The sequence below is a fragment of the Pseudotenacibaculum haliotis genome (genome assembly GCF_042684245.1).
Taxonomy (GTDB): Bacteria; Bacteroidota; Bacteroidia; order Flavobacteriales; family Flavobacteriaceae; genus Polaribacter; species Polaribacter haliotis_A.
In genome coordinates this window covers 251,931-266,230 of record NZ_JBHULH010000012.1, presented here as the reverse complement: position 1 = coordinate 266,230, position 14,300 = coordinate 251,931, and the positions used below count along the sequence as shown (strand labels likewise).

Here is a 14,300-nt window from a genome sequence, read left to right as displayed (position 1 = left end):
ATTTATGACAACGTACAAAGAACTTAAAATATCAACCCAAGAAGCCGCAGAGATCCTTTTTTCTCTGTTTGGTATCCAAGGAAATATTTCAGAATTACCCGGGGATGTCGATTTTAACTTTCGTGTAAAAGTTGAAGGTGAAGATGGATACATCTTAAAAATTTCACGCCCCGATCAGGATGTAGATTATTTGGATTTTCAACAAGCCATTTTACAGCATCTAGAATCGTATCCCAACATCATAGCTCCCAAAACCATCAAAAGCCATCAAAGTCACTCTATGGCTGAATATACCGATGCTAATAACAATGTGCGTAAAGTACGTTTGCTCACATGGATTCCCGGGAGGTTATGGAGTTCTGTAAACCCACATTCCAATGAGTTACGATATAGTTTAGGGAATGAATGCGGAAAGCTTGCCAAGGCTTTACAAGGATTTGATCATGATGAAGCACATCGTTCTTTTGAATGGGACATTGCACAATCTCTTTGGATCAAAAAACATTTAGATCTTTTCAACGAACAACAAAGAGAGATCATTACTCATTTTCAATCTTCATTTGAAGAACAATTAGAGAGCTATCAACAACTTAGAAAATCTGTAGTTCATAATGATGCCAATGACAATAATGTATTGGTTTCTTCAGATTTAATCTCTCCCACCGTAGTTGCCGCCATAGATTATGGCGATGCTATTCACACACAGATCATCAACGATCTGGCCATTGCTTGTGCATATGCTATTATGCATCATAACGATCCTTTAGAAGCTTCATTAGCCATTGTAAAAGGATATCATGACAGTTTCCCTTTACAGGAAGTAGAACTGGAACATTTGTATACTTGTATTGCCATGCGATTGGTTATTTCTGTAACCAAATCTGCTATTAATAAAATTGTTGAACCAGATAACGAATACCTGTTGATCAGTGAGAAACCCGCTTGGGAAGTACTCAATAAATGGGCAGAGATCAATGCCGATTTTGCTTACTATTCATTCCGAGAAGTTTGCGGATTTTCTGCACATCCTAATGAAGAAGAATTCATCAAGTGGAGTCAACAACAACAATTTTCACTAACAGAATTGTTCCCAACAATAGAAAGAGAAGATGTTCAACTTTTGGATTTGAGTGTTTCCAGTAAGTGGATTGGGCATCGAAGCGATTTTAACAATCTTGACCTCTTTCAATTCAAAATAGATCAATTACAAAAAGAACATCCTAATAAGATCATTGCCGGAGGGTATTTAGAACCTCGTCCTATTTATACCTCTACAGCCTATGACAAGATCGGAAATTACGGTAGAGAAAGTAGAACCGTTCATTTGGGAGTCGATTTTTGGCTACCGGCCAACACTCCGGTGCATGCTTTATTTGATGGCGAAGTAGTGACTGCTGTAGATGATGCCGGAAATAAAGAATACGGTGGATTGGTGATCTTAAAACACACCATAAACGATCTGGAATTCTATACACTTTACGGACATAATACCGTAGAAAGTGTGCTGAAGCACAAGCCCGGAGATAGTATTAAAAAAGGAGAGAAGATCTCTGAGTTGGGCAACTATCCCGAAAATGGAAATTGGGCTCCTCACCTACACTTTCAAATAATGCTTTCTTTATTGGATTATACAGATGATTTTCCCGGTGTAGCCTATCCGGATCAAGTGAATATCTGGAGAAGTTTCTGTTTAGATCCCAATTTATTATTCAAACTAAACGATCTAACATCACCACAATTTGTTCCCAACAACGAATTGATCTCCTATAGAAAACAACACTTAGGGAAAAGCTTGAGTTTACAATACAAAGTTCCTATTAAAATGGTTCGCGGAGACGGAGTTTGGTTGATCGATCAGCAAGGAAAAAAATATTTAGACACAGTAAATAATGTTGCCCATGTAGGACATGAGCACTCTGCAGTAGTAAAAGCAGGGCAAGAGCAAATGGCTTTGCTCAATACCAATTCGCGTTACCTACATGAAAACATCAATGAGCTTGCTCAGGAATTGATTGAAACTTTACCACCGGAACTCAATGTATTACACTTTGTAAATTCCGGAAGTGAAGCCAATGAACTGGCTATACGAATGGTAAAAGCTACCACAGGTCAAAGAGACATTATTGCTTCCGAAATTGGATATCACGGAAATAGCAATATGTGTATTGACATCTCTTCTTATAAGTTTGATGGAAAAGGTGGTAGCGGAGCACCAGAACACACACATATCTTTCCACTACCTGACGCATTTCGTGGTAAGTATCGTGGAGATGATGCCGGAGAACAGTATGCAGCAGAAGTACAAAAATGTATTGATACAATTCACCAAAAAGAACGAGGTGTTGGTGCTTTGATCGTAGAACCTATCATTAGTTGTGGTGGACAGGTAGAACTACCTCAAGGATTCTTAGAAAAAGCATACGAGCGAGTTAGAAACGCTGGCGGATTGTGCATTTCAGATGAAGTTCAAGTAGGTTGTGGGCGTGTAGGAAAAACCTTTTGGGGATTCCAATTGCACAACGTGACTCCTGATATTGTTACCATTGGAAAACCTTTAGGAAACGGGCATCCTATTGCTGCTGTTGCTTGTACTCAAGAAGTAGCCGATGCTTTTGCAAACGGTATGGAATACTTCAATACGTTTGGAGGAAACCCTGTTTCTTGTGCAATTGCTACAGCAGTTTTAAGAACTGTAAAACGAGAGAAGCTTCAGGAAAACGCTTTGGAAGTTGGAGAGTATTTAAAAACCGAATTGCAGCAACTTGCTCAAGAGTTTCCAATCATTGGCGATGTTCGCGGACAAGGATTGTTTTTAGGGTTTGAACTTGTTGATAGTGAAATGAATCCTCTGGCAGATCAAACCTCTTACCTAGCCAACAGAATGAAAGAACATGGTATTTTGATGAGTACAGACGGACCGGATCACAATGTTTTAAAGATCAAACCTCCAATTGTATTCTCCAAAGAGAATGCTCAGGACCTGATTACATACTTACAAAAAATCCTCAAGGAGGACTTTATGAAAACTCACTAGTCTATGAAAAAAGTACTTATACTTCTATCCATAATTATATTTTCAGTCAGCTGTCATAACAACGACAATCTTCCCAAGGTGGCTGAACAAACCTATCATTACAATCATCAGATCTTTGAAGAGAACAAATTGCCTCCCAGAGCCAGTTTCTTTGCCTATGAAGCACCAAGCATTTCTGAAAAAGAACAGTCAAAACGTTTTCTAGACCTAAATGGAGAATGGAAGTTTCACTGGACAAAAAATCCGCAAGAAAGACCAACCTCTTTCCAAAACGAAAGCTATGACGATTCTGATTGGAAAAGCATTCCCGTTCCGGCCAATTGGGAAGTTGTAGGCTACGGAAAACCTATTTATTTAGACGAACGTTATCCGTTTACCACAAAATGGCCTGAGGCTCCTAAAGATTACAATCCTGTAGGAACTTACCGCAAGGAGATTACATTAAACAAAGAATACCTATCTCAAGACATTATCCTCCATTTCGCAGGAGCCAAGTCTGCAATGTATGTCTACATCAACGGGCAATATGTAGGATACTCACAAGGAAGTAAAACTCCTGCTGAGTTTAATATCACTTCTTTTGTAAAAGAAGGAAAGAACCTCATCGCTTTGCAGATGTTTCGTTGGTCGGATGCCAGTTATGTAGAAAGTCAAGATATGTTGCGAATGAGTGGAATAGAGCGAGAAGTATATCTGTACACACAGCCAAAAACATTCGTGTCAGATTATTATGCCTACACCAATTTGGATGATTCTTACAAGAATGGTTTGTTTAAGAATATTGTATCTCTTAGCAATACTTCCGATCAATCGGCTACAAGAGAATTAAAGATCAATGTTCTAGATAAAGGAAAAGTTATTTGGGAAAAAGAAGAACAAGTTTTAATTCCCGCAAACAAAACCATTCAAGTTTCCGATAAAGAAGTTTTTAAAAAGATCAAATCTTGGTCGGCAGAAACTCCAAATTTATATGAATTGCAAATCCAGTTGATCGATACTGACGATGCCAATAACAATCAATTTATCTCTCGTCCTTTAGGATTCAAAAGTGTAGAGATTAAAAACAGTCAGGTACTCATCAACGGAAAACCTATTTACATCAAAGGAGTCGACAGACATGAAACTGATCCGTATACCGGACATGTGGTTTCCAAAGAATCTATGGAAAAAGACATCCGTTTGATGAAACAAAACAACATCAATGCTGTGCGTTCTGCTCATTACCCTAACCATCCGTATTGGTTAGAGTTGTGCGACAAATATGGTTTGTATGTAGTTGATGAAGCCAATATAGAAAGTCATCCTTTGGCAATTGATGAAAAAACTCAGATCGGAAATGAAATGAGTTGGTTGCCGGCACATATGAAACGAACTGAACGTATGTATTATCGTGATCGAAACCATGTTTCAATCTATTCTTGGTCTTTAGGAAATGAAGCCGGAGAAGGCGATATTTTTAGAGCTACTTACAAATGGCTGAAAGAGAGAGACGATAACCGCATCGTTCAATACGAACCTGCCGGAAAAGAAGATTATACCGATCTCTACTGCCCAATGTATCCTAAACCTAAATACTTGATCAATCACGGAAAGTCTGATTCAGACAAACCTTCCATCATGATCGAATATGCACACGCCATGGGGAATTCTGTGGGGAACTTGCAAGATTACTGGGACATTATTGAAACCTATCCTAACCTACAAGGAGGATATATCTGGGATTGGGTAGACCAATCTTTGGAATACAAAGATGAGAACGGAAAACCTTATTTGGCTTACGGACACGATTATCATCCCGATCTTCCTACCGATGGTAACTTCTTAAACAATGGTTTGGTAGATCCTTATAGAAATCCGCATCCGCATTTAAGCGAAGTAAAGAAAGTATACGAACCCGTTCAGTTTACCTATGTAGGATACGGAAAAATAAAGGTGACCAACAAAAACTTTTTTGCTGATTTTGATGATTACAGTATCTCTTGGAAGCTAACAAAAGATGGCGAACTTGTGACGAAAGCGTACAATACACCTATCAATTTAGGACCACAAGAAAGTCATATCCTATCGATATGGGACAGAGGAAAAGACGATCCTTCATTTGAAAAGGATGGAGAATATATCTTACAGATAAGTTTAATTCAAAAGGAAGCTACTGCCTTAGTTCCTGCCGGACACGAAGTCGCTTGGGATGAATTTGTCATTCGAAAAGCTGCAAAAAGAGATTCAAGACCTAAACCGGGGAACTTTAGTATTAAAAAGGGACAACAATATACTTTTGAAAATAAGCAGACTACTTTTCAAATAAATGCAACTACCGGAGAAGTTCTTTCATGGAAGTTTGGCGGAAAAGAAATTACCAATCAACCCATCAGACCTAACTTTTGGAGACCTCCTACGGATAATGATCTAGGAAACGGAATGGACAAATGGGCAAAGGTTTGGCAAAAAGCCAGCTACAACTACACTGCTCAATTGGTTGATAAACCTGTAGGGCATAATGGAAATGTTCGCTTTAAAGTACAATACACCTTTCCGGAAATAGATGCCAAAGCAACGGTAGATTATTTTCTTTCGGAAGACGGAAAACTATCTGTTTCTTATCAGTATAATTCTAATGACAAGAAACTACCAAACATTCCTAGATTGGGAATGTATCTGACCTTACCGAATGATTTTACCGACATCTCTTGGTACGGAAAAGGACCTGATGAAAGTTATTGGGACAGAAAGACAGGACAAAAAACAGGCATCTATTCAGGAAAGATCAAAGAGCAGTTCCACCGATACTCACGTCCGCAAGAAACCGGAAATAAATCCGATATTCGTTGGGCAAAAGTAACATCTAAAGGTTTGACACTAACAGCTACCGGAATAGGAAGTCAATTGAATACCAGTGTGTGGCCGTTCTCTATGAAAGAGATCGATTTTAGCAGTGAAGAAGCCGGAAAATCGGCATCAGGATTGGTTCCTGTAACCAAGAAACACGGAGCAGACATTCAGCTTGGAAACACCGTACAATGGAATATAGATTTCTTACAAATGGGTGTGGGAGGCGATACTTCTTGGGGACGTTTGGTACACCCGGAATATACCATTCCTGCAAACAAAACCTATCAATACTCCTTTACCATTCAACCTTCAGGTCATGAATAAAGAATTGGCTCTACATATCGCTACAGAATTTCAAGATCAATATCACGCAACTCCCCTATTGAGTTTTGCTCCCGGAAGAATCAATATTATTGGCGAACATACAGATTACAATGACGGGTTTGTGTTTCCGGCAGCTATAGACAAAGGTGTTATAGCGGCTATGAATAGAACCGATAACGACCTGTGTACCGTTACAGCGTTAAATCTGGATGAAAGTCATCAGTTCAAGCTACATCAGCTCTCTCCTATTCCTAATGGAGGATGGAAAAACTATGTAATTGGTGTGGTAGCCGAGATTCAGAAATTCGGAAAAGAATTATCTCATTTCAACTTAATGATTCACGGAGATATTCCGCAAGGTTCAGGAATGTCATCATCAGCAGCTTTGGAAAACAGTATTGTTTTTGGATTGAACTCACTATTCGACCTTAAACTAACTAAAGAAGAGATGATCTTGATCTCTCAAAAAGCAGAACATAATTATGCGGGTGTACAATGCGGAATCATGGATCAGTATGCCAGTATGTTTGGGCAAAAAGATGCTGCTTTGTTGTTGGATTGCCGAACTTTAGAAGCCTCTTCCATTCCAATCGATCTCAAAGATCATACATTGCTCTTAGTCAATTCCAATGTCAGTCATTCCTTGGCAGACAGTGCTTACAATAGAAGAAGAGCCATTTGTGAACGCGTATCAAAGCTACTGAGCATCAGAAACTTGAGAGATGCAAATGAAGAACAGGTGTTAGGGTTGATTGACTCTATCACTTCAGAAGAACTCTCTATGGCTTTGTATGTAGTTCAAGAGAATCAACGAGTACAAAAAGCTGTAGAACTCTTGCAGGAAAACAATCTCAACGAACTGGGACAGCTTTTATATCAAACACACAAAGGATTGAAAGATCAATATCAGGTAAGTTGTGAAGAGTTAGATTTTTTAGTCGATTTTACCAAAGACAGATCGTCTGTTTTGGGTGCTCGTATGATGGGTGGTGGTTTTGGTGGTTGTACACTAAACCTGATTCATCAAGATGATGTAGAAGCATTTGAACAAGAGATTTCAAAAGCCTACAAACTAGCTTTTTTAAAAGAATGTGCTTTTTACAAAGTAACTCCTTCCAAAGGAGCTAGAATTATTGCAAACTAACAGAATTAACAAATAGAGGCATCATGTTAAAATTGACCTCGAATTCGATATAAACAACAGCTATTTTCTATATTTAAACAATCAACAAATTCAAAATTATATGTTACGCAAACTTCTCATATTCACGCTTGCTTTAACCTTCTCTTTTAGTGGGTTTTCGCAAAAGAAGAAAACAGATAAAAAGAAAGGTTGGGATGTAAACAATCCTCATAAAGACTGGAAGTACAAGTCTTTCAACCTAAAAACAGATGAAGGTACTTGGATGAACTTAGATGTAAGTCCTGATGGTCAAACGATTGTTTTTGACATGTTGGGAGATATCTATACGATGCCTATTACCGGAGGAAAAGCAAAAGCGCTTCGTACAGGATTGGCTTACGAGGTACAACCAAGATTTAGTCCGGACGGAAAATACATTTCCTTTACCAGTGATGCCGAAGGCGGAAATAACATCTGGGTAATGACAGCCGATGGGAAGAATGCCCGTTCTATTACCAAAGAGAAATATCGTTTGCTAAACAATGCTGTTTGGACTCCGGACGGAAAATCATTGATTGCCAGAAAGCATTATACCTCTACGCGTTCTGTAGGTGCCGGAGAAATGTGGCAATATCCTTTTTCTGGAAGTGCCGGATTGCAATTAACCAAGAGAAAGAACGATCAGCAAGACGTAAACGATCCTTCTATTTCTCCTGATGGAAGATATTTATACTATGCAGAAGACATGTATCCGGGAGGATTCTTTCAGTACAACAAAGATCCAAACAAACAGATCTATGTAATAAAGCGTTATGATCTAAAAACCGGAAAAACCAGACAAATTACAGGTGGTCCGGGAGGAGCTGCAAGACCCGTAGTTTCTAAAGATGGAAAGTTATTGGCATTTGTAAAGCGTGTGCGTACGCAAAGTGTATTATACATTCATAATTTAGAAACCGGAGAAGAAACGCCTGTATATTTTGATCTAAGTAAAGACCAACAAGAAGCTTGGGCTGTATTTGGAGTGTATCCTCATTTTACTTGGTTGACAAACAACAAAGACATCATTATTTGGAGCGAAGGAAAGATCAAAAAGATCAATATCGATTCTAAGATGGCTACTGATATTCCTTTTGAAGTGAATGAGCAATTAAAGATCGCAGAAACACATCGTGTAAAGAGAAAAGTATACACAGAGAAGTTCACTTCTAAGATGATCAAAGATGCGAAGACATCACCGGATGGAAAAACCATCGTATTTTCAGCTTTGGGTCATGTGTATAAGAAGTCTTTGCCAAACGGTACTCCAACGAGATTGACCAGCTTAACAGATTTTGAAGCTGATCCTAGTTTTTCTCCTGATGGAAGATCTGTATTGTTTGTGACTTGGAATGATGAGAATTTAGGAGCGATCTACAAAGTAAATTTAGACGGAAGTGGTTTAGAGAAGTTGACCAAAGAACGTGGAATTTACAGAACTCCTGTATATGACAATTCAGGAAGCAAGATTGCTTACAGAAAAGAAGGCGGAAACGGAGATCAAGGTTTCGACTATACAAAGAAAACAGGAATTTACACCATGAGTTTTACAGGAGGTTATCCTAAACGAATTTCTGAAAGCGGACAGTTCCCTCAATTTTCTGCGGATGGAACTCGTATTTTCTTTCAAACGGGAGGAAGCTTCTTTGGTGGTTTAACCAAGCGTTTAAAGAGTGTGAACTTACAAGGAAAAGACGAGAGAAGTCATTTCAAATCGAAACTGGCAAACCGTTTGGTAGCCAGTCCCGATAATCAATGGATAGCTATTATTCACTTGCACAAAGTATATGTTGCTCCGTTTGTTCATAATGGAAAAGAGATCAACATCGATGCGAACACCAAATCCTTTAAAGTTGAAAGCTTGTCTAAAGAGGCAGGTATCAACTTGCACTGGGGAGGAAACAGCAACAAAGTACACTGGACTTTGGGTGGAGAATATTTCACGAAAAACTTAGACAACAATACTACAGACCCTTTTGCAAAGACCAATTTAGAGGCAACAGTGGCTCAAGGTGTGCAAATAAATTTACAAGTAGCAACGGATGTTCCTGACGGTCGTGTAGCGTTTACCAATGCGCGTATCATTACCATGGATGGTGATAAGATCATCGAAAACGGAACCATTGTAGTTTATAAAAACAAGATTGAAAAGATTGGAAAAACAGGTTCTGTTACCGTTCCTGCCGATGCTAAGGTGTATGATGTAAAAGGAAAAACCATCATGCCGGGAATCGTAGATGTGCACGCGCACGTAGGTGCTTTTAGAAATGGATTAAGTACTCAAAAACACTGGCAGTTCTACGCAAATTTAGCGTTTGGTGTAACAACGTCTCATGATCCTTCTGTACATACTCAAGCTGCTTTTACCTTAGAAGAATTGCAACGTAGTGGTAGAACGGTTGGGCCTAGAATGTTCTCTACCGGATTTATCTTATACGGTGCAGAAGGAGATTTTAAGGCTGTTGTAAACAACTTGGAAGATGCTCGTTTTGCGATCAAAAGAACGAAAGCTTTTGGAGCGGGATCGGTTAAGAGTTACAACCAACCAAGACGTGAACAACGTCAACAGATCATGCAAGCAGCCAAAGAATTGGGTGTAAACGTGGTTCCTGAAGGAGGTTCTAACTTCTTTGCTAATATGAGTATGATCTTTGACGGACATACGGGAATCGAGCACAATATTCCTGTGGCTCCGCTTTTTAAAGATGTTCAAACTTTATGGAGAAACAGCCAAACAGGATATACTCCTACACTGATCGTAAATTATGCGGGTATGAGTGGTGAGTACTACTGGTATCAGAAGTACAATGTTTGGGAAAACAAAACTTTATTAAAATACACACCTCGTTATGTGGTAGATGCCAGAGCACGTCACAGAACCATGGTGCCTTTAGAAGAATACGACAACGGACATATTTTGACTTCTCGTTCTGTAACCAAATTATCTAACTTAGGTGTAAAAGCCAATGTTGGAGCTCACGGACAGTTACAAGGATTGGGTGCTCACTGGGAATTGTGGATGTTACAGCAAGGTGGAATGTCTAATATGGATGCTTTGCGTTCTGCTACCATCAACGGTGCTGAATACTTAGGAATGGAGGATGAGATCGGTTCTTTGGAAAAAGGAAAATTAGCAGATTTAATTGTATTGGATAAGAATCCTTTGGAAGATATTGAAAATAGCGACTCTGTGATCTACACCATGATCAACGGGCGTTTGTATGATACGGCAACTATGAACGAAATTGGAAACTACGACAACAAGCGTAGCAAGTTCTACTGGGAAAATGGAAAATACAATCAAGGCGTACCGTTTAACATCAACACCATGAGTTTTACCAGACCTACGTGTAGTTGTCATGAGTAAAACGGATGCTGAGGTTCTCGAAGCATCGTATTGGTGACTTCGAGAACCTCAATCACCATGTCATTACGAGGAATCTCGAAGTTTCGAGATGACGAAGCTCGCCTGCCCTGCCAAGACGCAGGCTGGCGCGAGCAGGTAATCCCATTAAACAGACTCTTACTGCTACCTGTCATTACGAGTCATGAAATGACGAAGTAATCTCTTTAAACAGACTCCTTCTCACGCCAAACATGATCGGAGTGACAATAAAAAACAACTTCTTCGTCCTCTTGAGGGGCTACAGGAGTGTCGAGAACAAATCACAGGTGACTTCGAGAACCTCAATCACCAAAAAGAAATTATGAAAAAACTAAGCATCTTATTTGCCTTTTTACTGATACTATCTTCCTGTTCACAAAACACAAATACTGAGCAGGAAGATCGTTCAGCTATTACTGCTGTGCTCAAGGCACAAGAAAAAGCCTGGTCTAGTCACAATATAGAAGAATATATGCAAGGCTATTGGAAAAGCGATTCGCTAAAGTTCTACGGAAGTAGCGGGCTTACTTATGGCTGGGAAAAGACCTTAGCAAACTACAAACGTGGCTATCCTAGCAAAGATCACACAGGAACCTTACGTTTTGTGATCAACGACATGACACAGATCGAAAAAGGTGCTTATTATGTGATGGGCGAATATCACCTCACCCGAAAGGTTGGCGATGCCAATGGCGTTTTTTTGATCATCTTTAGAAAGATCAATGGCGAATGGCGCATTGTGGCGGATATGTCTTGTTGATAGAATTTCTGTAAGCTATGGAATTAAAGGACTACTTGAAAGAGATCAAATCTATTTCGGAAGAAAAAGCACAGCTTATTTCCGGGTATTTTAAAAAGGAAACCATTACAAAAGGCACGCTTCTTCTTCAAGAAGGAAAAATAAGTAAGAAATCTTATTTTTTGCAGTCTGGAATTGTACGATGTTATGTAATAGACCTCAATGGAAATGAGGTGACCACCCGTTTCTTTTCTGCTCCTGATTTCCTCAATGACTACCTTTCTTATTTCAAACAAAAACCAAGCGAAGAAAACTACGAGGCCATCACTGATTGTGAGGCTTGGGGAATTGATTTCAAAGACATGCAGTACTGTTTTCACAACATACCTGAGTTTAGAGAATGGGGCCGAATGCTCCTAACCTTGAATTATGTGAGCATCAACAAAAAGATGTTATCGTTTTATAAGAATACAGCTCAAGAACGTTATTTAGAGCTCTTGAAAGAACATCCGGAGATCATTCAACAAGTACCTCTTCACATGATTGCTTCCTATTTGGGCGTTACCAAATATTCCCTGAGTAGAATTAGAAAAGAAACGGCTCGGAAGTTGCCATAGGGCAACTCAAAAGCGCAAACTTTGATCCAACTTTGTAATCAAAACAAATCGTATGGATCTAATCTTCACATCTGTTCCCACCTGGATATCTGTTACTTTTGCTTTAATTTTTAGTACAGCTCCTATTTTTTTAATCACCAATGCCATTCGCGCTGCAGAACGTGCCGGCAACTTGGATGCTTCTTCTCTCCGTAAGAGGGTTATTGTTTTTTATTGGGCATATTTCCTCATCGTTTCTTTGGTTTCTTTTACCGGATACTTTGTGGTTAATGAGATTCCACCTCGCATTATTGTTACTACAGCACTTCCGTTGTTTCTTTTTTATCTTATCTATCTTCCAAGAACCAAATGGTTTCAACAAGTCTTTTTTCATGTACCATTAGAGAATCTGGTTAGAATTCACCTTTTCCGTTTTGTGGGCGTCTTCTTTTTTATTGCATATAACTACGATGTTTTACCTAAGAACTTTGCCTATATAGGTGGTGCGGGAGATATTTTGGCTGCTACTTTGGTATTTCCTGTACTATGGGCTTTAAAGAATAAAGCTTCCTATGCCAAAACTTGGGTGATCATTTGGAATATTATTGGCTTGTTGGACATTCTCTCTGTGCTAACAACAGCTGTTATCATTACTTCAAAAGCCGTTGAGGATGGTAGTAGTGGTGTCGCTGAGTTTGGTGTTTTTCCTTTTAGTTGGATTCCTGCTTTTGCTCCGGCTACCATCATCTACTTGCATATTCTTGTTTTTAGAAAGATCAAACAAGATCATTGTTGAAAATATATTTACACCCTTAAGACACCTTATATTCACACCCACCTAAATCCTCCCTACTGAAGACAAACTGATTTGAATAATAATTTACACCCCTGTAGTCCCCTCAAGGGGACAAGTTAAATTCCCTCCTTGAGGAGGGATTAAGGGAGGTGTTATCATTTGTATTCTATTCTTGGTTTTCCTCCAACAACTCTCTCACTTTTTCTTCTAAGGCTAATAATACACTAAACAATTCTTTCTTCACCTCTTCATCTGTAAATCGTATAAAGTGTACTCCTTCTTTTTCTAAACGTCCTTGCCTTCTAGCATCGTAGAGAAATTTATGATCGTGACTGCTTCCATCGATCTCAATGGCTAAGCCTATTTCATGACAGTAGAAATCAACGATATAGTCTAACATTGGAACCTGTCTATGAAACTGGACTCCTAATGCTCTCTTTCGAATATTCTGCCATAAAATAACTTCTGAAAGGGTTGAATTTTTACGCAAAGAACGCGCAAGTTCTCTCAACTCCGGTTTGTATGGGATGATCTTGTTTGGCAATTTTTATTTTAAAAGTAGGGAAAATATATTTACAAGCTATTTTTGACACTCATTCATCACTTATATTAACACCCTCCTAAATCCTCCCTCGAGGGAGGACTTTCAATTAGTCCCTTCAAGAGGCATTTGTTTTTTCCCTCCCTGTCCGACGCAAGCTGGCTTGAAAATGGATAAAAGGAGGACTTATTTATGTCCCTTTGAGGGGACTATAGGGCTGTACTACTACCCCAGACTATACACCACCCCTTTCTCAAATTCTTCTTTGGTTACGTTTGTCTTTTTATCCGCATCAAAAGAGATCTTCCATTTCCCATTTTCTTTGGTAAGCAATACGCTAAACGAGGAATATCCTCTGGTTTGAAATGGTGTTTGATCATTTTTTCTTAGCCCAATCGTATAATACCCTGTTTGATACACGGTGTCTTTTGTGGTGGCTGATGAAACGATTGAAAATGTGATCTGCATCTGATAATTCAGTTGTTTGATCTGTTTGAAAAAACCACCCATCTCATTTAGATAAGGTTCTCCAAAATTGATCTTATTCATATCTACGGATACACGAGTGACCTTGGAACTGTGAATGGATTTTAACTTAGAAAAGTCCAGATCTCTGTAGGACTCCATAAACGGTACCCATACATCTTTTTTAACGGCTTCTACGATGGCTGCATCGGGTTCTAAGGCTTTCATCTGCTGAGCGCAAACCTGAGTGGACAAAAAGGAAAATAAAAACAGTGAACATGCTACTATAAATTTCATGGCTAGTACGATTTTTGATTGATCTACCGAAAGGTACAACGGCTCTCTAAAACAAATAGTTATTGAGTGTTAATGTGTGTTAAGTTGACACCTCCCTAACCCTCCTCAAGGAGGGAATTTAATACACTTTTA

9 protein-coding genes are annotated in these 14,300 nt (G+C 39.0%); 7 read left to right on the top strand and 2 right to left on the bottom strand.

Annotation, left to right across the window (positions count from 1 at the left end):
* Positions 1 to 4 precede the first annotated feature (4 nt).
* From ACFSRZ_RS15675 to ACFSRZ_RS15645, 7 genes are all read left to right on the top strand, one after another.
* Positions 5 to 3,034, top strand: coding sequence for an aminotransferase class III-fold pyridoxal phosphate-dependent enzyme (locus ACFSRZ_RS15675; protein WP_379667520.1), 3,030 nt, complete (start codon positions 5 to 7; stop codon positions 3,032 to 3,034).
* Between the two features lie 3 nt (positions 3,035 to 3,037).
* Positions 3,038 to 6,187, top strand: coding sequence for a glycoside hydrolase family 2 TIM barrel-domain containing protein (locus ACFSRZ_RS15670; protein WP_379667519.1), 3,150 nt, complete (start codon positions 3,038 to 3,040; stop codon positions 6,185 to 6,187).
* The gene (gene galK / locus ACFSRZ_RS15665) at positions 6,180 to 7,331 is read left to right on the top strand and encodes a galactokinase (RefSeq protein ID WP_379667518.1); all 1,152 of its coding nucleotides are present in this window, start codon (positions 6,180 to 6,182) and stop codon (positions 7,329 to 7,331) included. Before ACFSRZ_RS15670 ends, galK begins: the two co-directional genes overlap by 8 nt.
* A 100-nt stretch (positions 7,332 to 7,431) precedes the next feature.
* Positions 7,432 to 10,716, top strand: coding sequence for an amidohydrolase family protein (locus tag ACFSRZ_RS15660; RefSeq protein WP_379667517.1), 3,285 nt, complete (start codon positions 7,432 to 7,434; stop codon positions 10,714 to 10,716).
* Positions 10,717 to 11,056: 340 nt separating this feature from the next.
* Positions 11,057 to 11,494 (top strand): YybH family protein, encoded by a 438-nt coding sequence (locus ACFSRZ_RS15655; protein WP_379667516.1) that lies wholly within the window; start codon positions 11,057 to 11,059, stop codon positions 11,492 to 11,494.
* 17 nt (positions 11,495 to 11,511) lie between these two features.
* Positions 11,512 to 12,090 carry a Crp/Fnr family transcriptional regulator gene (locus ACFSRZ_RS15650; protein ID WP_379667515.1) on the top strand — a complete coding sequence of 193 codons (579 nt, stop codon included), beginning with the start codon at positions 11,512 to 11,514 and terminating at the stop codon, positions 12,088 to 12,090.
* A gap of 52 nt (positions 12,091 to 12,142) precedes the next feature.
* Complete coding sequence (locus tag ACFSRZ_RS15645) at positions 12,143 to 12,865, top strand: hypothetical protein (protein ID WP_379667514.1); 723 nt, start codon at positions 12,143 to 12,145, stop codon at positions 12,863 to 12,865.
* A 166-nt stretch (positions 12,866 to 13,031) separates the two neighbouring features.
* On the opposite strand, the gene ACFSRZ_RS15640 is transcribed toward ACFSRZ_RS15645, so the two are convergent.
* Together ACFSRZ_RS15640 and ACFSRZ_RS15635 are read right to left on the bottom strand one after the other, a co-directional pair.
* Complete coding sequence (locus ACFSRZ_RS15640; RefSeq protein WP_379667513.1) at positions 13,032 to 13,409, bottom strand: endonuclease domain-containing protein; 378 nt, start codon at positions 13,407 to 13,409, stop codon at positions 13,032 to 13,034.
* 222 nt (positions 13,410 to 13,631) lie between these two features.
* Positions 13,632 to 14,168: a hypothetical protein gene (locus ACFSRZ_RS15635; RefSeq protein ID WP_379667512.1), complete on the bottom strand. Its 537-nt coding sequence runs from the start codon at positions 14,166 to 14,168 to the stop codon at positions 13,632 to 13,634.
* Between the last annotated feature and the right edge of the window lie 132 nt (positions 14,169 to 14,300).

What these genes read in the sequence shown, in the direction of transcription:
- ACFSRZ_RS15675 (WP_379667520.1), top strand. Translation starts at nt 5, where the DNA reads ATGACAACGTACAAAGAACTTAAAATATCAACCCAAGAAGCCGCAGAG.
- ACFSRZ_RS15670 (WP_379667519.1), top strand. Translation starts at nt 3,038, where the DNA reads ATGAAAAAAGTACTTATACTTCTATCCATAATTATATTTTCAGTCAGC.
- galK (WP_379667518.1), top strand. Translation starts at nt 6,180, where the DNA reads ATGAATAAAGAATTGGCTCTACATATCGCTACAGAATTTCAAGATCAA.
- ACFSRZ_RS15660 (WP_379667517.1), top strand. Translation starts at nt 7,432, where the DNA reads ATGTTACGCAAACTTCTCATATTCACGCTTGCTTTAACCTTCTCTTTT.
- ACFSRZ_RS15655 (WP_379667516.1), top strand. Translation starts at nt 11,057, where the DNA reads ATGAAAAAACTAAGCATCTTATTTGCCTTTTTACTGATACTATCTTCC.
- ACFSRZ_RS15650 (WP_379667515.1), top strand. Translation starts at nt 11,512, where the DNA reads ATGGAATTAAAGGACTACTTGAAAGAGATCAAATCTATTTCGGAAGAA.
- ACFSRZ_RS15645 (WP_379667514.1), top strand. Translation starts at nt 12,143, where the DNA reads ATGGATCTAATCTTCACATCTGTTCCCACCTGGATATCTGTTACTTTT.
- ACFSRZ_RS15635 (WP_379667512.1), bottom strand. Translation starts at nt 14,168, where the DNA reads ATGAAATTTATAGTAGCATGTTCACTGTTTTTATTTTCCTTTTTGTCC.